Source organism: Streptomyces sp. NPDC003036, assembly GCF_040611175.1.
In the GTDB taxonomy this organism is placed as follows: domain Bacteria; phylum Actinomycetota; class Actinomycetes; order Streptomycetales; family Streptomycetaceae; genus Streptomyces.
The window spans coordinates 32,423-51,489 of the sequence record NZ_JBEXNO010000032.1 but is presented as its reverse complement, the minus strand read 5'-3'; the positions used below and the strand labels follow the sequence as shown (position 1 = coordinate 51,489).

Annotated in this window: 22 protein-coding genes; 17 read left to right on the top strand and 5 right to left on the bottom strand. The window is 73.4% G+C overall.

Translation table 11 applies throughout. From position 1 onward, the window contains the following. Position 1 precedes the first annotated feature (1 nt). The 3 genes from ABZX67_RS22990 (at position 2) to ABZX67_RS22980 (ending at position 2,683) form a co-directional block, all read left to right on the top strand. Positions 2 to 694 carry an ABC transporter permease gene (locus ABZX67_RS22990; RefSeq protein ID WP_355363055.1) on the top strand — a complete coding sequence of 231 codons (693 nt, stop codon included), beginning with the start codon at positions 2 to 4 and terminating at the stop codon, positions 692 to 694. Continuing rightward, on the top strand, positions 694 to 1,674 hold the full coding sequence (locus tag ABZX67_RS22985) for an ABC transporter substrate-binding protein (RefSeq protein WP_355363053.1): 981 nt from the start codon (positions 694 to 696) through the stop codon (positions 1,672 to 1,674). Before ABZX67_RS22990 ends, ABZX67_RS22985 begins: the two co-directional genes overlap by 1 nt. Before the next feature lie 79 nt (positions 1,675 to 1,753). Continuing rightward, positions 1,754 to 2,683 carry a hypothetical protein gene (locus tag ABZX67_RS22980; RefSeq protein WP_355363051.1) on the top strand — a complete coding sequence of 310 codons (930 nt, stop codon included), beginning with the start codon at positions 1,754 to 1,756 and terminating at the stop codon, positions 2,681 to 2,683. Between the two features lie 27 nt (positions 2,684 to 2,710). Here ABZX67_RS22980 and ABZX67_RS22975 read toward each other — a convergent pair whose 3' ends face one another. Together ABZX67_RS22975 and ABZX67_RS22970 are read right to left on the bottom strand one after the other, a co-directional pair. Further along, the gene (locus ABZX67_RS22975) at positions 2,711 to 3,853 is read right to left on the bottom strand and encodes an NADH-quinone oxidoreductase subunit D (protein WP_355363049.1); all 1,143 of its coding nucleotides are present in this window, start codon (positions 3,851 to 3,853) and stop codon (positions 2,711 to 2,713) included. Then, a complete protein-coding gene (locus tag ABZX67_RS22970) occupies positions 3,850 to 4,878 on the bottom strand; it encodes an SAM-dependent methyltransferase (RefSeq protein ID WP_355363047.1) in 1,029 nt (342 codons plus the stop codon). Before ABZX67_RS22970 ends, ABZX67_RS22975 begins: the two co-directional genes overlap by 4 nt. 108 nt (positions 4,879 to 4,986) lie before the next feature. Here ABZX67_RS22970 and ABZX67_RS22965 point away from each other — a divergent pair, with 108 nt between their 5' ends. The 3 genes from ABZX67_RS22965 to ABZX67_RS22955 are packed head-to-tail and all read left to right on the top strand — an operon-like array spanning position 4,987 to position 7,519. After that, positions 4,987 to 6,189 (top strand): sensor histidine kinase, encoded by a 1,203-nt coding sequence (locus ABZX67_RS22965; protein WP_355363045.1) that lies wholly within the window; start codon positions 4,987 to 4,989, stop codon positions 6,187 to 6,189. A 17-nt stretch (positions 6,190 to 6,206) separates the two neighbouring features. Further along, positions 6,207 to 6,890 carry a response regulator transcription factor gene (locus ABZX67_RS22960; protein ID WP_355363043.1) on the top strand — a complete coding sequence of 228 codons (684 nt, stop codon included), beginning with the start codon at positions 6,207 to 6,209 and terminating at the stop codon, positions 6,888 to 6,890. After that, positions 6,887 to 7,519, top strand: coding sequence for an AAA family ATPase (locus ABZX67_RS22955; RefSeq protein ID WP_355363041.1), 633 nt, complete (start codon positions 6,887 to 6,889; stop codon positions 7,517 to 7,519). The genes ABZX67_RS22960 and ABZX67_RS22955 overlap by 4 nt, the downstream gene beginning before the upstream one ends. Before the next feature lie 46 nt (positions 7,520 to 7,565). Here ABZX67_RS22955 and ABZX67_RS22950 read toward each other — a convergent pair whose 3' ends face one another. Beyond that, entirely contained in the window at positions 7,566 to 8,654 is a 1,089-nt protein-coding gene (locus ABZX67_RS22950) for a DUF5937 family protein (RefSeq protein WP_355363129.1), read from the bottom strand. A gap of 104 nt (positions 8,655 to 8,758) precedes the next feature. On the opposite strand from ABZX67_RS22950, the gene ABZX67_RS22945 reads away from it, so the two are divergent. Beyond that, positions 8,759 to 8,947, top strand: coding sequence for a hypothetical protein (locus tag ABZX67_RS22945; protein ID WP_355363039.1), 189 nt, complete (start codon positions 8,759 to 8,761; stop codon positions 8,945 to 8,947). Here ABZX67_RS22945 and ABZX67_RS22940 read toward each other — a convergent pair. After that, positions 8,895 to 10,082, bottom strand: coding sequence for a beta-eliminating lyase-related protein (locus tag ABZX67_RS22940; RefSeq protein WP_355363037.1), 1,188 nt, complete (start codon positions 10,080 to 10,082; stop codon positions 8,895 to 8,897). The two genes, ABZX67_RS22945 and ABZX67_RS22940, sit on opposite strands and share 53 nt — an antisense overlap. Before the next feature lie 125 nt (positions 10,083 to 10,207). On the opposite strand from ABZX67_RS22940, the gene ABZX67_RS22935 reads away from it, so the two are divergent. The 10 genes from ABZX67_RS22935 (at position 10,208) to ABZX67_RS22890 (ending at position 18,242) form a co-directional block, all read left to right on the top strand. Next, positions 10,208 to 11,161 carry a DUF2520 domain-containing protein gene (locus ABZX67_RS22935; RefSeq protein ID WP_355363035.1) on the top strand — a complete coding sequence of 318 codons (954 nt, stop codon included), beginning with the start codon at positions 10,208 to 10,210 and terminating at the stop codon, positions 11,159 to 11,161. Further along, the gene (gene panC, locus ABZX67_RS22930; RefSeq protein ID WP_355363033.1) at positions 11,158 to 12,177 is read left to right on the top strand and encodes a pantoate--beta-alanine ligase; all 1,020 of its coding nucleotides are present in this window, start codon (positions 11,158 to 11,160) and stop codon (positions 12,175 to 12,177) included. Before ABZX67_RS22935 ends, panC begins: the two co-directional genes overlap by 4 nt. Next, the gene (locus ABZX67_RS22925) at positions 12,174 to 13,874 is read left to right on the top strand and encodes an L-aspartate oxidase (RefSeq protein ID WP_355363031.1); all 1,701 of its coding nucleotides are present in this window, start codon (positions 12,174 to 12,176) and stop codon (positions 13,872 to 13,874) included. Before panC ends, ABZX67_RS22925 begins: the two co-directional genes overlap by 4 nt. A 2-nt stretch (positions 13,875 to 13,876) precedes the next feature. Continuing rightward, complete coding sequence (gene nadC / locus ABZX67_RS22920; RefSeq protein ID WP_355363029.1) at positions 13,877 to 14,893, top strand: carboxylating nicotinate-nucleotide diphosphorylase; 1,017 nt, start codon at positions 13,877 to 13,879, stop codon at positions 14,891 to 14,893. Continuing rightward, positions 14,893 to 15,699: a type III pantothenate kinase gene (locus tag ABZX67_RS22915; protein ID WP_355363027.1), complete on the top strand. Its 807-nt coding sequence runs from the start codon at positions 14,893 to 14,895 to the stop codon at positions 15,697 to 15,699. Before nadC ends, ABZX67_RS22915 begins: the two co-directional genes overlap by 1 nt. A 104-nt stretch (positions 15,700 to 15,803) precedes the next feature. Further along, the gene (locus tag ABZX67_RS22910) at positions 15,804 to 16,382 is read left to right on the top strand and encodes a hypothetical protein (protein WP_355363127.1); all 579 of its coding nucleotides are present in this window, start codon (positions 15,804 to 15,806) and stop codon (positions 16,380 to 16,382) included. Between the two features lie 14 nt (positions 16,383 to 16,396). Next, on the top strand, positions 16,397 to 16,570 hold the full coding sequence (locus tag ABZX67_RS22905; protein ID WP_355363025.1) for a hypothetical protein: 174 nt from the start codon (positions 16,397 to 16,399) through the stop codon (positions 16,568 to 16,570). 114 nt (positions 16,571 to 16,684) lie between these two features. After that, positions 16,685 to 17,200 (top strand): BlaI/MecI/CopY family transcriptional regulator, encoded by a 516-nt coding sequence (locus ABZX67_RS22900; protein WP_355363023.1) that lies wholly within the window; start codon positions 16,685 to 16,687, stop codon positions 17,198 to 17,200. A 10-nt stretch (positions 17,201 to 17,210) separates the two neighbouring features. After that, positions 17,211 to 17,759 (top strand): amino-acid N-acetyltransferase, encoded by a 549-nt coding sequence (locus ABZX67_RS22895; RefSeq protein WP_355363021.1) that lies wholly within the window; start codon positions 17,211 to 17,213, stop codon positions 17,757 to 17,759. Positions 17,760 to 17,906: 147 nt separating this feature from the next. Then, entirely contained in the window at positions 17,907 to 18,242 is a 336-nt protein-coding gene (locus ABZX67_RS22890; RefSeq protein ID WP_355363019.1) for an Lsr2 family protein, read from the top strand. Here ABZX67_RS22890 and ABZX67_RS22885 read toward each other — a convergent pair. Continuing rightward, positions 18,211 to 18,843 carry an SCO3374 family protein gene (locus ABZX67_RS22885; RefSeq protein ID WP_355363017.1) on the bottom strand — a complete coding sequence of 211 codons (633 nt, stop codon included), beginning with the start codon at positions 18,841 to 18,843 and terminating at the stop codon, positions 18,211 to 18,213. The genes ABZX67_RS22890 and ABZX67_RS22885 overlap by 32 nt on opposite strands. Between the last annotated feature and the right edge of the window lie 224 nt (positions 18,844 to 19,067).

The following is a 19,067-nucleotide window of genomic DNA, read 5'->3' as shown; positions in this document are numbered from 1 at the left end:
CATGGGCGCGGTGGCCGACTCCTGGACGTGGTTGACGACCGGGGCCAACTGGCAGGGCGAGAGCGGGGTGTGGCACCGGCTCGGCGAGCACCTGTACGTCAGCGGGGTGTCCCTGCTGATGTCGTGCCTCATCGCCCTGCCCCTGGCGCTCTGGCTCGGGCACGTCGGCAAGGGCGGGGCCCTCGCCGTCAACCTCTCCAACGTGGGGCGGGCGGTGCCCACGCTGGCGGTGCTGGTGCTGCTGACGCTCACTCCGCTGGGGCGCCACGGCGACCTGCCGGTGATCCTCGCCCTGGTGCTCTTCGCGGTGCCGCCGCTGCTCACCAACGCGTACCTCGGGATGCGCGAGGTCGACCGGGCGGTGGTCGAGGCGGCGCGCGGCATGGGGATGTCCGGGGGGCAGCTCTTCCGGAAGGTGGAACTGCCGCTCGCCTTCCCGATGGTGATGACCGGTGTGCGGTCGGCGACCGTGCAGGTGATCGCCACCGCGACGCTCGCGGCGATGGCCGGCCAGGGCGGCCTCGGCCGGATCATCACCGCGGGATTCAACACGTACGACACCGCGCAAGTGGTCGCGGGGGCGCTGATCGTCGGGGCGCTCGCCCTGGCGGTCGAGGGCCTGCTGGTGCTCGCCGGACGGGTGTGCAACCCGGTGCGGCGGAGCGACGTATCCCTATCCGGACGGAGAACGTGATGAGTAGGACCTCGCGCCTGGCGGGTGCGGTACTGGCCGTGGCGGCGCTGACCGGCGGGCTGGCCGCGTGCGGGGGCGACAGCCTGGAGAAGAAGGGCGGCGCGGACGCGGCCTCGGCCCGCGGCGGCGGCGACAAGGGCACGCTCGTCGTCGGCTCGGCCGGTTTCACCGAGTCCAGTGTGCTGGCGGAGTTGTACGCGCAGGTGCTGAAGGACGCCGGATACACCACCTCCATCAAGACCGTGGAGAACCGGGAGCTGTACGAACCCTCCCTGGAGAAGGGCGAGATCGACGTCGTACCGGAATATGCGGCTACGCTTGCGGAATTCCTCAACGCCAAGGTGAACGGACCGAAGGCGTCGGAGGAGAAGCCGGTCGCCTCCAGCGATGTCACCGCCACCGTCGCGGCGCTGGAGAAGCTCGCCTCTCCGCGCGGACTGAAGGTGCTCCCGGCCGGCGGCGCGGTGGATCAGAACGCCTTCGCCGTGTCCAAGGAATTCGCCGAGAAGAACAAGCTCAGGACCCTTTCCGACCTCGGCGCCTCGAAGCTGAAGGTGAAGATCGCGGCGGGCGACGAGTGCGAGATCCGGCCGTTCTGCGCACCGGGTCTGAAGAAGACGTACGGCATCGACGTGACGGGCATCGACCCCAAGGGCGTCGGTACGCCGCAGGCCAAGCAGGCGGTCAAGGACGGCACCGACCAGCTGGTGCTGACGACCACGACGGACGCCACCCTGGAGCAGTTCGGGCTGGTGCTGCTGGAAGACGACAAGAAGCTGCAGAACGCCGACAATGTGCTGCCGGTCGTCAATGCGAAGGACGCCGGTTCGCCGGAGATAGCCGCCGCGCTCGGCAAGATCACGAAGGTGCTGACGACCGAGGATCTCGTGGAGTTGAACCGGAAGGTGGATGCCGAGCGGGCAAAGCCGGCGGACGCGGCCCGGGCTTACCTGGAGGAGAAGGGGCTCATCGGGAAGTAGCCAACCGGAAGGCGATCAGTGGCAAAACATTGCGGGGCCCGTACCCCAAACGGAGTCTACGCACGGTAAATTTCAGGCCATGCCACGTGGACGCCACCGCCATTCCCCACCCCTGCACCGGCTGCTGCCGCCGTCGGCGGTCGCCGGAGCGTCGGTTCTCTGTGCCGGAGGCGCCTGGCTCTTCGCCGACCCGCTGGTCCTGCGCCTGCTGGTGGCGGCCGCCGCCGTGGGGGCCGTCACCGGCGCGGTCCTGATGCGCAGTTGGGACCGGGCGGCCGGCCGCCGCGTCGCCGAGCTGACCCGGGCCCGCGCGGGCGACCAGTGGCGCACCGAGGAGCGGATAGCGGAGCTGGAGGCGGACCTGGAGGAGTCGCGCGAGCTGCGCGCCCGGCTGGAGGCGAAGCTGCGGGCCAAGCGCGTCGAGCTGGCGGGACTGCGCAACGAGCACGCCGGGCTGCTGCGCCGGTACGCCACCGCCGAGACCGAGCGGGCCAGCGCGCTGGAGGGCCGCCGGCAGCTCGCCCTGGAGGCCGCGGCCCCGGCCGCCCGGGAGCTGCCCGCCGCGGCCCCGACGCCGACCCCGGCCGCGTACCTCCAGGCCGCCAGGGCCCTGGAGAACCTCACGCGGAACGCCGCGGTGCAGGAGGCCGCCGGGTCTCCCGAGGCCGCAGAGTCCCCCGAGGCCGCCGAGGAGCAGGAAGCCCCCGGTGCCGCGTCCTCGATGCGCCCGGTCCCGGCCGCGGCCGCGATCGCGCCGCAGGCGACGCGGTCGCGTCCGGCGCCGCGCCTCCAGGGCGGCTTCGACTTCTTCGGCACGCAGGCGAAGAAGAAGGCCCCGGCCGCCATCGAAGCGGTCCAGCACGAGGACCTGGCGGACGTCGTCGGCGAGGAGGCCCTCGCCGTACGGCGCCGGGAGGAGCGCGCGGTCGGCAAGGTCATCGACCTGACGGCGCACGACGAGACCGAGCAGCTCGACGTGGTGGAGCTGCGGCGCGACGCCGTGTCCTGACCGCCGGGCCGCCGCCCCGCTGAGCCGTTACTTGTCGATGTCGCCGACGACGAAGAAGAACGACCCCAGGATCGCCACCATGTCCGCCACGAGCGTGCCGGGCAGCAGCTCCACCAGCGCCTGGATGTTGTTGTACGACGCCGAGCGCAGCTTCAGCCGGTACGGGGTCTTGTCGCCCTTGGACACCAGGTAGTAGCCGTTGAGCCCGAGAGGGTTCTCGGTCCAGGCGTACGTGTGGCCCTCCGGCGCCTTCAGGACCTTCGGCAGCCGCTGGTTGATCGGCCCCGGCGGCAGGTCCGCGAGCCGGTCGAGGCAGGCGTCGGCGAGGTCCAGCGAGTTGTGCGTCTGCTCCAGCAGGCACTCGAAGCGGGCCAGGCAGTCGCCCTCCTCGCGGGTGACGACCTTCAGGGTGTCCTGGAGCTCGCCGTACGCGAGGTACGGCTCGTCGCGCCGCAGGTCGAAGTCGACGCCGGACGCGCGGGCGAGCGGGCCGCTGACGCCGTACGCGTGCACGATCTCGGGCGCCATGACGCCGACGCCGCGCGTGCGGCCGCGGAAGATCTCGTTGCCGAGGACCAGGCGGTCGTACACGTCCATGCGGGAGCGGATCGCCGCCACCGCCTGCCGGGCCCGGCCGAGCCAGCCGGCGGGCAGGTCCTCCTTGAGGCCGCCGACCCGGTTGAACATGTAGTGGATGCGGCCTCCGGAGACCTCCTCCATCACGTGCTGGAGGTCCTCGCGCTCGCGGAAGGCGTGGAAGATCGGGGTGATACCGCCCAGTTCGAGGGGGTACGAGCCGAGGAACATCAGGTGGTTGAGCACCCGGTTCAGCTCCGCGAGCAGGGTGCGCGTCCACACGGCGCGCTCCGGGACCTCCATGCCGAGCATCCGCTCGACGGCCATGACGACACCGAGCTCGTTGGAGAAGGCCGAGAGCCAGTCGTGGCGGTTGGCCAGCATGATGATCTGACGGTAGTCACGCGCCTCGAAGAGCTTCTCCGCGCCGCGGTGCATATAGCCGACGACCGGCTCGGCATGCCGGATCAGCTCGCCGTCCAGCACGAGCCGCAGGCGCAGCACGCCGTGCGTGGAGGGGTGCTGGGGCCCGATGTTCAGCACCATGTCGGTGCTTTCCGCGGCACCGCCGATGCCGACCGTGGTCTCCGTCATGCCGGACAGTATCCCTCGCCGGGCACGCGCTGGAGCAGCCAGGTGAAGTCCCCGAGCCCGCCCCGCGCCGTGAGCTCGGCGGCCTCCCCGGCGGCGGCGAGCGCCCGTACGTATCCGGCGGGGTCGCTCCGTGCCAGGTCGAGGGCGGGCCGCTCCCCGCCGACCCCGAGCCGCCGCAGCGCCTCACGCTGCGAGACGAGCTCGACGGAGCCGGGGCCAGGGCTGGAGCCGGGGCCGGGGCCGGTGGCCACCGCCGCCGCGCACGCGTCCAGCGCCACGTGGGACGTGATGTCGCACGAGCCGTCCGGCACCGGCTCCACCTCGCGCCCCGCCCGGAAGCCGGTCAGCGTGCCGAAGGGCGGCCGGGCCTCGCGCACGTGGGCGTAGTCGACCGCCACCGCCAGGCCCGCCGCGAGGCAGCCCGCCGCGCGCGCCCAGGCTTCGTCGCGCGGGCGGCCGATTTCGGCGCGCTCGCCCGGCTCCCGCAGCGGCCACCAGCGGGCCAGCCACTCCGCGTCGGCCCCGGCGACCGGCGGACCCAGCCGCTCCGTGCCGTCCGGCGCCACCTCCACGTACCGGGGGGCGCCCGACTCGTCCGCTTCGGCCACGTCCACCGGGACGTTGTCGAGCCACTCGTTGGCGAACAGCAGCCCCCGCGCCCCGGAGGGAACCGACGCCCCCCACGAGATCCGCGGGTCCAGCCCTTCCGGCCGGGCCGCGCGCTCGACGGCGTACGCCCGTACCCGCAGACCGGCGGGCACCGCCGCCAGCACGCCCGTCAGCAGCTCGCCACGCCCCGCACCCACGTCCACCAGTGCGACCTCGTCCGTGCCGAGCTCCTCCGCGACCTGCGCCAGCAGCCGGGCGACCGCCCCGGCGAACAGCGGCGAGGCGTGCACCGACGTACGGAAGTGCCCCGCGGGCCCCTCGGGGCGCAGGTAGAAGCCGTCAGGCCCGTACAGAGCGGCCTCCGTGGCCGCCCGCCAGCCGCGCCACGGGCCGGACTGACACGTCTCGTCATTCACGGGCACCAGTCTCCACCGACCTCTCCACCCTGCGGAGTAGGGCCCCGCGCCATGGATGGGACCTCCGGTTGACCCCTGCACCTATTCCGTTTCCCTACGCTGGGTTACGTGCAGCGCCTTTATGACTTCATCCGCAGACACCCCACGGGCGTCGACAGTTTCTGGGCTGTGATGCTCCTGGGGTTCTCGATGCTGTGGGTGGCCCAGGTCCCCGTCGGCGCCGAGCCCGCCCTGGTGGCCGCCGGGATCGTCCTGCTGCTCTGCCTCAGCGTCGCGCTGCGCCGCCGGGCGCCCGAGAAGATGCTGCTGCTCGTCGCCGGCATCGGCGTGGCCCAGCTCGCCCTGGACATCGCGACGAACCCGGCCGACTTCGCGATGCTCGTCGTCATCTACACCGTCGCCGCGCAGAGCGACGGGCCGCGCTGGGCATCCCGCCTCGCGCTCGTCGGCGGGGTGAGCGCGGCCCCGCTGGCGCAGCTGCGCTGGCCCGTCGAGAACGTCTCGACCGCCGGGCAGGTGTTCTTCACCGTCGTGCTGAGCGTGCCGTTCGTGCTGGCGTGGGTGCTCGGCGACTCGATGCGCACCCGCCGCGCGTACTTCGAGCAGCTGGAGGAGCGCGCCACCCGGCTGGAGAAGGAGCGCGAGGCCCAGGCGAAGGTCGCCGTCGCGGCCGAGCGCGCCCGGATCGCCCGGGAGCTGCACGACGTCGTCGCCCACAACGTCTCGGTCATGGTCGTCCAGGCGGACGGCGCCGCGTACGTCCTCGACAGCTCGCCGGAGCTGGCCAAGCAGGCCCTCGACGCGATCTCCACCACCGGCCGCCAGGCGCTCGCGGAGATGCGCCGCCTGCTCGGCATCCTGCGCACCGGAGAGCCGCAGGACTCCGAGGACTACGTGCCGCAGCCGGACGTCCAGCAGATCGGGGACCTGGTGGAACAGGTCCGCAACGCCGGCCTGACCGTCGACTTCCGCATCGAGGGCACCCCGCGCCCGCTGCCGAGCGGCGTCGAGCTCACGGCGTACCGCATCGTCCAGGAGGCCCTGACCAACACCCGCAAGCACGGCGGCCCGGACGTCGGGGCGAGCGTGCGGCTGGTGTACTTCGACGACGGACTCGGCCTGCTGGTCGAGGACGACGGCCGGGGCGCAGCGCACGAGCTGTACCAGGACGGCGGCGCCGACGGCGGGGGCCACGGCCTGATCGGCATGCGGGAGCGCGTCGGGATGGTCGGCGGCACCCTGGACGCCGGGCCGCGGCCCGGCGGAGGATTCCGGATCAGCGCCCTGCTCCCCCTCAAGCCCGCCCACTGACCTTCGTGAGGAACCGCATGTCCATCCGCGTGATGCTCGTCGACGACCAGGTGCTGCTGCGCACCGGCTTCCGCATGGTGCTCGCCGCCCAGCCGGACATGGAGGTCGTCGCGGAGGCGGGCGACGGGGCCGAGGCGATCGACGTCCTGCGGTCCACGGCCGTGGACGTCGTCCTCATGGACGTACGGATGCCCCGCCTGGACGGGGTGGAGGCCACGCGCCGCATCTGCGCCGAGCCGGGCGCGCCGCGCGTGCTGATCCTGACCACCTTCGACCTGGACGAGTACGCCTTCTCCGGGCTGAAGGCGGGCGCGAGCGGCTTCATGCTCAAGGACGTGCCGCCCGGCGAGCTGCTCAGCGCCATCCGGTCCGTGCACAGCGGGGACGCGGTAGTCGCGCCGTCGACGACACGGCGGCTGCTGGACCGTTTCTCCCCGATGCTGCCGTCCGCCGCCAAGGACCCGCGGGACAAGACCCTGGAGAGGCTCACGGAACGCGAGCGCGAGGTGATGCTGCTCGTCGCGCAGGGCCTGTCGAACGGCGAGATCGCGGGGCGGCTGGTGCTCTCGGAGGCCACCGTCAAGACCCATGTCGGCCGCATCCTCACCAAGCTCGGCCTGCGCGACCGGGTGCAGGTGGTGGTTCTCGCGTACGAGACGGGCCTGGTACGGGCCGGGGGCGGCGGGACGTTCGCTCAGTGAGCGGGTCGGGGGAGACCAGGGGGACGCGGCTCTGGCTCAACGGGCCGTTCGGGGGCGGCAAGACCCAGACGGCGTACGAGCTGCGGCGCCGACTGCCGGGCGCGGTCGTCTGCGACCCGGAGCACGTCGGGTTCGGGCTGCACCGGATGATCCCGAAGCCGCTTCGGGGTGACTTCCAGGACCTGGCGGCGTGGCGGCAGGGCGTGTACGAGGTGCTCGACCTGGTGCTGCGGCGGTACGGGGGCGGGCCCGTCATCGCCCCGATGACGCTGACCCACCCGGGGTACTTCGCGGAGGTCGTCGGGCGGTTGCGCGAGGCGGGGCACGACGTGCACCACTTCGCGCTGCTCGCCGAGCGCGGGACGGTCCTGCGCCGGCTGAGCGAGCGGGGCCTGGGCCGCGGGCCGAAGCGGGAGAGCTTCGCGGTGCGCAGGCTGGACGAGTGCCTGGAGCGGCTGGCCGGGCCGGAGTTCGCCCTGCACGTCCGTACGGACCGGCTGACCGTGCCGCAGGTCGCGGACCGGGTCGCCGCCGCGGCCGGGCTGCGGCCGGTGCCGAACACGGACGGGCCGCTGCGGCACCGGCTGCGGCGGATCGGCGTGGGCCTGTCCCACATCCGCTTCGACTGACGGCTGCGGGCTCCGAAGCCCACCGGCTTTCGCGCCCCCCGCAGCCTCAGCGCAGCACCGTCTCCAGGAAGTCGCTGCCGATGCGGGCGACGGCGGCCACGTCCAGTTGGTGCAGGACGTAGCGGCCGCGGCGGCGCACGGTGACGAGCTGGGCCTTCTTCAGGACGGCGAGGTGGCGCGAGACCTCCGGCGGGGTGATGCCGTACAGATCGGCCAGTTCGCTGTTGGTGTACGCGGCGCGGGCCAGCGCGCGGCACATGCGCATGCGCATGGGGTGGGCCAGCGCCTCCATGCGGAGGTGGAGCAGCTCGACGGAGGCCGGGCCGGCCAGGTCCGGCGCGCCGACGGGGTAGTGGACGACGGGGCGCCAGCCCGGGGCGTGCAGCACCCACAGGTGGGGCCAGCCGAAGCTGGACGGTACGAAGGTGACTCCGGTGCCGGCGGCGGTGGTCCGGCCGTCGGTGAGCTTGTCGACCACGATGCGCCGCCCGCCTCCGGTCTCGTCGAGGCTCACGGCGGGCGACACGGCGTGCAGCACCTCCGGCAGGCCCTTGCGGCGCAGCAGCTCCGTCTTGTGGCGGGCGTCGGCGGCGAGGCCGGGCTGGACGCGGCGCCAGGTGTCGGCGAAGAAGGCCTGGTCGCAGTCCTCGAAGAGGCGGCGCAGCCAGGCGCGTACGCCCGCGGGGTCGGCGAGCAGGCGGCGGGTGAACTCCAGCTGCCGGGGGCCGCGGCTGGCGGCGAGTTCGAGGGCGCGGTCGGGGCGGACGGGGCCGCCGGCCGCGTAGTGCGCGGAGCAGGTGAACTCCAGGGCGGCGGTCAGGAAGCGGTCCTCGTCCAGCGCGTCGAGGAGGTCGAGCTCGTCGGCGAGCGTGGCGCCGGTGCGGCCGTCGCCGCCCCGCACTCCGGAGAACGGCAGGTGGACGTCCGAGAACGTCGTCGTCCACAGGAAGTTCGCCTCGTGCAGCCGGTCCGCGAGGTCCGGCTTGAGCGCGGCGGCGGTGGCGGTCGCCCAGCCGTGCAGCCCGGGGTGGTGCCCGGGCTCGGACAGGGCGTGCAGGGCCACGCCCAGCTCGGCGAGGGGCGAGATGTCGAAGACGATGCGCTCGGGCGGCAGGCCCGTGATGTCGATGCTCACGCTCACGACCCCATGGTGAGGGCTGCCGCGCCCCGCCTCGCGCCAGTTGACGCCCCTCGTCAATCGATACGCGCCGGCGGGGCGGAGCGCGGACCCTGGAGCGCATGAACTCCCTGCACCAGCACCTCCTGGACACCTACCGCTCGGCCCAGCTCGGCACCCCGCCCCCGCCACCGCCGGGCGCCCACGACTGGCGCGCCCTGCGCGCGGCCCGCGACCACCGCCGCTTCGTCAAGGTGCTCAGGGGCGTGCCGGTGCGCCTGTCGCGTGGTGCCCGGACACCCGGGCCATGAAGTCCCGCGCCGCGTCCACCACGTCCTGGCGCGACCACTCCAGCCCCGGTCCCGCGACCGTGACCTCGGTGAACGCGACGCCCGGCGGGCCGGCCGGGTCCGGGGCGGCCCAGGCGCGGAAGAGGGTGACGCCCGTGTCCTCGGCCTGGCGGACGGACGCCTCCGTGAGGGCCTCGGGCTCGTACGGCAGCCACACCTGGAACTGGTGCGTGTGCGGGGTCTCCGGGTGGACCCGGAACCACGGCGCCGTGCCCGTGAGGCCCTCCCGCAGCGCCTCGGCCACCACGCGCGCGTGCGCCACGTACGACGGCAGCCGCGGCAGCTCCCGCTCCAGGCCCAGCAGCGCCGACAGCGCCGCCGGGAACTGCTGGAACAGCTGGCCCCCGTACCGGTGGCGCCAGGCCCGCGCCTCCTCGACCAGCGGCTCCGGACCGGCCAGCACGGCGCCGGACAGCCCGCCGAGCGACTTGTAGAAGGAGACGTACACGCTGTCGGCGAGGCCGGCTATCTCGGAGAGCTCCCGCCCGAACCAGGGGGCGCACTCCCACAGCCGCGCGCCGTCGAAGTGCACCACCGCATCCCGTTCCCGGGCCGCCTCCACCACCGCCACCAGCTCCTCCCAGGCAGGCAGGACGAAGCCGGCTTCGCGCAGCGGCAGCTCCAGCATCAGCGTGCCGAAGGGCTCGTCGAGGTCCCGCACCTCCTCGGCGGTGGGTATCCGGGGCGCGCGCGTCGGGTGGACGGTCCGCAGCCCGGTGAGCACCGACAGGGCGCGGCGCTCGTGCACCTCGGGGTGCGCCTGCGGGTGGAGGGCGACAACCGGGTTGCCGGTGCGCTCCGCCCAGCACCGCAGCGCCGCCTGCTGCGCCATGGTCCCGGTGGGGAAGAACGCCGCGGCCGGGAAGCCCAGCAGCGCCGCCACCCGCCGTTCCAGGGTCTCGACGACCCCGTCCCCGTACACGTCCGCCGACGCGGACAGGTCGTGGACGGAGCCCGCGTCGCGCGCGAGCGCGGTCAGCCGCTCCCCGAGGGTCGTCTCTGAGGCGTACCGCCACAGGACCTTCTCGGAGGCCCGCCACGCGGCGATCCGCCGCGCCTTCTCGTCACCGTGATCGCTGACACCTTGATCCGTCATGGTCCGATCATCACACTGCCGGTCACGGCCTGTGGACAGTCGGCAAGCGGAACGAAACGCTGGCGTAGCATGACCAGAAATCGTCCGGTACCCCCCGCGGACTGGAACGGAAGGCCGTCGCCCGCGTGAACGCTTCGCAACCCCGCCCCGCCCGGCTCACCGTCGGCGTCGTAGGCGCCGGCCGGGTGGGTCCCGCCCTCGCCGCCTCCCTGCGGCTCGCCGGACACCGCCCGGTGGCCGTCTCGGGCGTCTCCGACGCGTCCGTGCGGCGCGCCGCCGAGCTGCTGCCCGACGTGCCGCTCGTCCCGCCCGCGCAGGTCCTTCAGCGGGCCGACCTGGTGCTGCTGACCGTCCCCGACGACGTCCTGCCCGGCCTGGTCCAGGGGCTGGCCGAGACCGGAGCCGTCCGCCCCGGGCAGCTCCTGGTGCACACGTCCGGGCGGTACGGCACCGCCGTGCTCGACCCGGCCCGGCGCGCCGGAGCGCTGCCGCTCGCCCTGCACCCCGTCATGACCTTCACCGGCACGGCCGTCGACGTCCAGCGGCTGGCCGGCTGCTCCTTCGGCGTCACCGCCCCCGAGGAGCTGCGGCTCGCCGCCGAGGCGCTCGTCATCGAGATGGGCGGCGAGCCCGAGTGGATCGAGGAAGCGGCCCGGCCCCTCTACCACGCGGCCCTCGCCCTCGGCGCGAACTACCTCGTCACGCTCGTGGCCCAGTCCATGGAGCTGCTCCGCACGGCGGGGGTCGGCGCGCCCGACCGCATGCTCGGCCCGCTCCTCGGCGCCGCCCTGGACAACGCCCTGCGCTCCGGGGACGCCGCCCTGACCGGCCCGGTCGCCCGCGGCGACGCCGGCACGGTCGCGGCGCACGTCGCCGAGTTGCGCGAGCACGCCCCGGCGGCCGTCGCCGGATACCTCGCCATGGCCCGTACGACTGCGGACCGGGCACTCGCCCATGGCCTGCTCAAGCCCGAGCTCGCCGAGGACCTGCTGGGCGTCCTCGCGGACGGTGCCGCGGGCCAGGGCGGCCAGGAGGGCCCGGAAGGCGCCGAGGGCGCGGAAGGAGACAGCGGCCGATGAGCCCCGACTTCGAACTGATCCCGACCCGCGACGACCTCGAGTACGTCCTCGAGCACTTCGCGCCCCGGGGCCGCACCGCCGTCGTCATGACCATGGGCGCCCTCCACGAGGGCCACGCCACCCTGGTCCGCGCCGCCCGCGAGCGCGTCGGCAAGGAGGGGTACGTCCTGGTCACCGTCTTCGTGAACCCGCTCCAGTTCGGCGCGGGCGAGGACCTCGACCGCTACCCCCGCACCCTGGACGCCGACCTCGGGACCGCCGAGCAGGCGGGCGCCGACGCCGTGTTCGCCCCCTCCGTCGAGGAGATGTACCCCGACGGGCGGCCCGAGATCCGGATCACCGCGGGCCCCATGGGCGAGCGGCTGGAGGGCGCCTCCCGCCCCGGCCACTTCGACGGCATGCTCACCGTCGTCGCCAAGCTGCTCCACCTCACCCGCCCCGACGTGGCGTTCTTCGGCCAGAAGGACGCCCAGCAGCTCGCCCTCATCCGCCGCATGGTCCGCGACCTGAACTTCCCCGTGGAGATCGTCGGCGTGGAGACGGTCCGCGAGCCCGACGGCCTGGCCCTCTCCAGCCGCAACCGCTACCTGTCGCCCCCCGAGCGCCGTACCGCCCTCGCGCTGTCCGCCGCGCTCTTCGCCGCCCGCGACCGGCTGGCGGCGCAGACCGCGCTGCGCGCCCGCGCCGCGACCCTGCCCGCCTCCGAGAGCCGCGCCGAGGCCCTGTCCAAGCTGGGCGAGTCGCGCGCCGCGGCCGACGCCCACGCGGTGGCGGCGCTGGCGGCGGCGGGCCCGGGCGGCGCGGACGCGGTTCGGGCGGCGGCCCGCGCGGTACTCGACGAGGCGGCCAAGCGCACCCCGCCCCTCGTCCTCGACTACCTCGCCCTGGTCGACCCGGCCGACTTCACCGACGTACCCGACGATCACACCGGCGAGGCGATCCTGGCCGTGGCCGCCAAGGTCGGCACGACCCGGCTCATCGACAACCTTCCCCTCACCTTCGGAGCCCCCGCATGACCGGCATACGCCTCCAGGCCCCCGCCCCCGGCTGGGCCATCGACGCCGACGTCGTCGTGGTCGGCTCCGGCGTCGCGGGCCTGACCGCCGCCCTGCGCTGCACGGCCGCCGGGCTGCGTACGGTCGTCGTCACCAAGGCCCGCCTCGACGCCGGCTCCACGCGCTGGGCCCAGGGCGGCATCGCCGCGGCCCTCGGCGAGGGCGACACCCCCGAGCAGCACCTCGACGACACGCTCGTCGCGGGCGCGGGCCTGTGCGACGAGGAGGCGGTCCGCACCCTGGTCACCGAGGGCCCCGACGCCGTACGCCGCCTGATCGCCACCGGCGCGCGCTTCGACACCGACGAGGCCGGGACCATCGAGCTCACCCGCGAGGGCGGCCACCACCGCCGCCGCATCGCGCACGCGGGCGGCGACGCGACGGGCGCCGAGATCTCCCGCGCGCTGGTCGACGCGGTCCGCGACCGCGCCGTCCGCACCATAGAGAACGCGCTCGTCCTCGACCTCCTCACCGACGCCGAAGGCCGTACGGCGGGGGTCACGCTCCACGTCATGGGCGAGGGCCAGCACGACGGCGTCGGAGCCGTCCACGCCCCGGCCGTCGTCCTCGCCACCGGCGGCATGGGCCAGGTCTTCTCCGCCACCACCAACCCGGCCGTCTCCACCGGCGACGGCGTCGCCCTCGCGCTGCGCGCCGGGGCGGAGGTCAGCGACCTGGAGTTCGTCCAGTTCCACCCGACCGTCCTCTTCCTCGGCCCGGACGCGGAGGGCCAGCAGCCCCTCGTCTCCGAGGCGGTACGCGGCGAGGGCGCGCACCTGGTCGACGCCGACGGCGTCCGCTTCATGGTCGGGCAGCACGAGCTGGCCGAGCTCGCGCCCCGCGACATCGTCGCCAAGGGCATCATGCGCCGCATGCGCGAGCAGGGCACCCACCACATGTACCTCGACGCCCGCCACTTCGGCGCCGAGATGTGGGCCTCCCGCTTCCCGACGATCCTCGCCGCCTGCCGCGCCCACGGCATCGACCCGGTCACCGAGCCGATCCCGGTCGCCCCGGCGGCGCACTACGCCTCCGGCGGCGTCCGCACCGACCTGCACGGCCGCACCACCGTGCCCGGCCTGTACGCGTGCGGCGAGGTCGCCTGCACCGGCGTCCACGGCGCCAACCGCCTCGCGTCGAACTCCCTCCTGGAGGGCCTGGTCTTCGCCGAGCGCATCGCCGACGCCGTCGCGAAGGACCGCGCCGCGAGCCCCGCGGGCGAGCCGCGCACGCCGGTCCCGCACCCCGCCCCCACCCTCCTGCCGCTGCTCGACCCCACCTGCCGCGCCACCCTCCAGCACGTCATGACGGCGTACGCGGGGGTGCTGCGCGACGCCGCCGGTCTCGCCGAGGCGGCCGAGCGGCTGGACGCGATCCACGGCGAGGCCGCGCGCGGCGGCCGCAAGGCCGCCGAGCCCGGCGTCGAGTCCTGGGAGACCACGAACCTCCTGTGCGTCGCCCGCGTCCTCGTCGCCGCCGCCCGCCGCCGCGAGGAGACCCGCGGCTGCCACTGGCGCGAGGACCACCCGGACCGCGACGACACGGCGTTCCGCCACCACCTCGTCGTACGGCTCGGGCCCGACCGGACCCTGGACGTCCGCCCCACCGACACCCAAGACTTCCCTCCGACCGTCGCCGAAGCACCCCAGGAGCCGTAACCGTGAGCACGCCCGAAGAACGCCCGCAGCCCGTGGACGTCCCCCTGATCAACATCGGTGCGCCGGCCCCGTCCGGTGGCTGCGGCGACGCCTGCGGCTGCGGCGGCGACGACGAGATCTACGAGTGCGGGCTCGACCCCGCGCTCGCCGCGCTGCTGGTGAACGCCGGCCTCGACCCCGTACTCGTCGAGGACGTGGCGTACCGCGCGATCGAGGAGGACCTCGACGGCGGTGTGGACGTCACCACGGTCGCGACGGTCCCGGAGGACGCGGTCGCCACCGCCGACTTCACCGCCCGCGAGGCGGGCGTGGTCGCGGGCATCCACATCGCCGAGGCGATCATGTCCGTGGTCTGCACCCAGGAGTTCGCGGTCGAGCGGCACGTCGAGGACGGCGACCGCGTCGAGGCCGGGCAGAAGCTGCTGTCCGTCACCACCCGCACCCGCGACCTGCTCACCGGCGAGCGCTCCGCGCTCAACATCATGTGCCGCCTCTCCGGCATCGCCACCGCCACCCGCGCCTGGGCGGACGCGCTGGAGGGGTACAAGGCGAAGGTCCGCGACACCCGCAAGACCACCCCCGGCCTGCGCGCCCTGGAGAAGTACGCCGTGCGCTGCGGCGGCGGAGTCAACCACCGCATGTCGCTGTCCGACGCCGCGCTCGTCAAGGACAACCACGTCGTCGCGGCGGGCGGCGTCGCACAGGCCTTCAAGGCCGTGCGCGAGCAGTTCCCCGACGTACCGATCGAGGTCGAGGTGGACAACCTCCACCAGGTCCGCGAGGTCCTGGAGGCGGGCGCCGACCTGATCCTGCTGGACAACTTCACGCCGGCCGAGACCGAGGAGGCCGTCACCCTCGTCGGCGGCCGCGCGGCCCTGGAGTCCTCCGGCCGCCTCACCCTTGCCAACGCCGCCGCGTACGCCGCGACCGGCGTCGACTACCTCGCGGTGGGCGCCCTCACGCACTCCTCCCCGATCCTCGACATCGGCCTCGACCTGCGAGAGGCGGAGCAGGGCTGATGCTGCTCACGATCGACGTCGGCAACACCCACACCGTCCTCGGTCTCTTCGACGGCGAGGACATCGTCGAGCACTGGCGCATCTCCACGGACGCGCGCCGCACGGCCGACGAGCTGGCCGTGCTCATGCAGGGCCTGATGGGCATGCACCCGCTGCTCGGCGACGAGCTCGGCGACGGCATCGAGGGCATCGCCATCTGCTCGACGGTCCCCTCCGTCCTGCACGAGCTGCGCGAGGTGACGCGCCGGTACTACGGCGACGTGCCGGCCGTCCTGGTCGAGCCGGGCATCAAGACGGGCGTCCCGATCCTCACGGACAACCCCAAGGAGGTCGGCGCCGACCGCATCATCAACGCGGTCGCGGCGGTCGAGCTGTACGGGGGCCCGGCGATCGTCGTCGACTTCGGCACGGCGACGACGTACGACGCGGTCAGCGCGCGCGGCGAGTACACCGGCGGTGTGATCGCCCCCGGCATCGAGATCTCCGTCGAGGCGCTCGGCGTCAGCGGCGCCCAGCTCCGCAAGATCGAGCTGGCCCGCCCGCGCAGCGTGATCGGCAAGAACACGGTGGCGGCGATGCAGTCGGGCATCGTGTACGGCTTCGCGGGCCAGGTCGACGGCGTCGTCCAGCGCATGAAGCGCGAGCTGGTCGGCCCGTCCGGCGACCCCTCCGACGTCACGGTCATCGCCACAGGCGGCCTGGCCCCGATGGTCCTCGGCGAGTCCACGGCCATCGACGAACACGAGCCGTGGCTGACCCTGATCGGCCTGCGCCTGGTGTACGAGCGGAACGTCTCGCGCATGTAGGGACCCCGTCGGGGCAACGCGCCCACAACATCCACTTAAACGACATTCGTCCCATTTGTGCGTATCGTCACCCCATGCCTACGCCATATGGATCCCGCGGCGGCCTGGCGTTCGGCGCGGACGAGCTGCGTGTGCTCCGACGCGCCCTCGCCCATGCCCTTCACCCCGCCCCGCTCGACGACGAGGACGTACAGGACTGCCACCGCCTCGCCGGCTCGGTGGACGAGGCGGTCCGCGAGGCCCGGCGGCTGCGGGCCTTCCTCATCGCGGACCTCGCGCGGTACCGCGACGCCCTGCCCGGCTCCGCGACCGGCTACCTGGAGCTGCTCCAGGACGCCCTGGCGGCCGGGTACGAGCCGGGACCCGAGGACCTCGCCGCGCTGCGCGGGCTGCGGCACGGCGCCGTGGCCGCCGCGCTGCTGGAGCGCTGTCAGGGCCTCGCCGAGCAGTCCGTACGCGTCCGCCTGGCGGGGCAGCGCACCGCACCGGCCCCGCGCACCCGGCTGCTCGCGCTGCCCGGCGGCCGGGGCCGAGGCGCCCGCGCCGTACAGCAGCCCGCGCGGCAACCCGCGCCGCAGCCGACGCCGAACCCCGCGCCCAAGCCCGTCCCCAAGCCCTCCGAGGTCTTCCCGCCACGGCGGCGACCCGCGGCGCCCCCGCCCGAGAAGCGGGCGGCGAGCTAGTTACCCTGGACGCCATGGACTACGTATCCGCGCTCCTGCCCCCGGTGGTGATGGCCGCCTTCTTCATCGGCCTCGTCGTGACGATCGTCAAGAGCCAGGGCGGCCCGAACAAGGCCAAGGAGGACGCGGCCGTCGACGCGGCCCTCGCCCGCGCCGAGGCCACCCGTCAGGCGGACGGCTCCGCCTGACGCGCACCCTCTCTGAACCAAGGGCGTACGACCGCTTACGCGTCGTACGCCCTTTTTGTTACCTTTGATACGTCAATAGCCAGTCATTCCGACATCCCCCACTATGGTGGCGACGTGCCCCGTCAATTGGGAGAGCTCGAAGACGCCGTCATGACCCGCGTCTGGCAATGGAACCGGCCTGTCACCGTCCGGGAAGTCCTGGAGGATCTCCAGCAGGAACGCTCCATCGCCTACACCACCGTCATGACCGTAATGGACAATCTCCATCAGAAGGGCTGGGTGCGCAGGGAAGTCTCCGGCCGCGCCTATCGATATACCGCGGTCTCCACCCGGGCCGCCTACTCGGCCGCACTGATGAACGAAGCCTGGTCCAAGAGCGACAACCCCGCCGCGGCGCTCGTGGCGTTCTTCGGCATGATGTCGCAGGAGCAGCGCGAGGCGCTGAATGACGCCATCCGGATCCTGCAACGCGACATCCCCGAAGAGACCGCCGAAGAGACCGCCGAAGAACCGCCACAAGGCGAACAGGAACGGGCGGAAGTGGAAGGCGCCGAGCACGCCGAGGACAAGCCCGGCGACAAGGCCGGGGACAGCCGGGGTGCCGACGGCGAGGGCACCGCCGGGCGATAGCGTCCCCCTCATGTCCTCCACCGACGTTCCGTCCCCGCCACCCAATCCCGCCGCGAAAGCCATGACCGTCCGGCGGGCCAGGACCAGCGATGTGCCGGCCCTGCGCCGCCTCGTCGACCCGTACGTCACGGCGGGCATCCTGCTCGACAAAGCGACCGTGACGCTTTACGAGGACATCCAGGAGTTCTGGGTGGCGGAACGCGACGAGGACGGTACGGTCGTCGGCTGCGGCGCACTCCATGTGATGTGGGAAGACCTCGCCGAAGTGCGTACTCTCGCCGTCGACCCGCACTTCCGGGGCGCGGGTGTCGGCCATCAAGTGCTGGGCAAGTTGCTGGACACCGCCCGCTGGCTCGGCGTGCGCCGGGTTTTCTGCCTGACCTTCGAAGTCGACTTCTTCTCCAAGCACGGCTTCGTCGAGATCGGCGAGACGCCGGTCGCCGGAGATGTCTACGCCGAGCTCCTGCGTTCCTATGACGAGGGCGTCGCCGAGTTCCTCGGTCTCGAACGAGTGAAGCCGAACACCTTGGGCAACAGCCGGATGCTTCTGCACCTGTGATCGGAGGATCGGCCTCACCGATCCCTATGTCCGAATCGCGTATGTTTCCCGCCTTCCCTGGGTTCCGAACCTCTCCCGGGGGTTTGTGTTTTCCAGGGAAAAGCGGTTTCCTTTCCGCGTACTGCATTTTCGATGAAAGGAAATCCGGTGGCACAGAAGGTTCAGGTCCTTCTTGTTGACGACCTCGACGGCGGCGAGGCGGACGAGACGGTGACGTTCGCTCTGGACGGCAAGACCTACGAGATCGACCTCACCACCGCCAACGCGGACAAGCTCCGCAGCCTGCTCGAGCCGTACACCAAGAGCGGCCGGCGCACCGGTGGCCGCGCCGCGGGCAGCCGTGGCAAGGGACGCGTCGCCGCCGGCGGCAGCCCCGACACCGCGAAGATCCGCGCGTGGGCCAAGGAGAACGGTTACAACGTGAACGACCGCGGCCGCGTCCCGGCCGAGATCAGGAAGGCGTACGAGGACGCCAACCACTGAGTGCGGCCCTGTCGCCCGCACCCAGGAGCCGGACTCGGTGGCACGCCGTCGCCGCCGTGTCCACGAGTCGTACGAGACAGGGGGCGTTCCCCCTGCCACCAGGAGCCGGCCCGGCGGCCGGCCCCGCCGCGAGCGAGGGCAGTGCCGGAAGCGTCGGTTCCACCTCGCGCCCGGGGAGGGGTGGGCGCAGCCACATGGAGGCGCCGGGCGCGCCGGATCCACTCCGTCCCGGGGGCAGCCCCGGGGGGACGGGTGCGGGCATCCGGCCACCGGCGCCGAGCACCGTGAGGTCCAGGGCGATGCCGCCCCACTCCAGCCACTGGAGCAGCCCCGGCAGCTCCTCCGCGCTCCCCGCGGCGACGAGCATGCGCATCCGGCGCCCCTCCACGGCGACCGGCCACTGACCGCCCAGGCGCCGCAGCACGACGGCCCCCGCGGCGGCCGGCAGCTCCAGCGCGTCGAAGCGGAGCCCCGTCAGCAGCTCCACCCCCTGGGGGCCGCGCTCCGCGGCCCAGCCGAGCTCGTGCGCGTACCACCGCGCGTGGTCGCCGTCGCCGCCGTCGTCGAGCGGCAGGCGCGGGAGCGGGACGGTGAAGGCCATACCGGGGGAACTATCCGCCGACCGCTTGAGTTACGCAGAGTGCGGTTCGGATTACCGAGCGTGCGGTTCGCGGGACCGCCCAGGCGCGGGGGCGGGCGCAAGAGTGTTCGCCCTTAGCGGAGGGAACCGGGGTTCACCGCATGGAGTGTCAGTGGCTACGGGTAAGACATTCCTAGTGGGAGGGGACGACACGCAGGCTCGGGGCGTCTCACGTTCGCCATCGG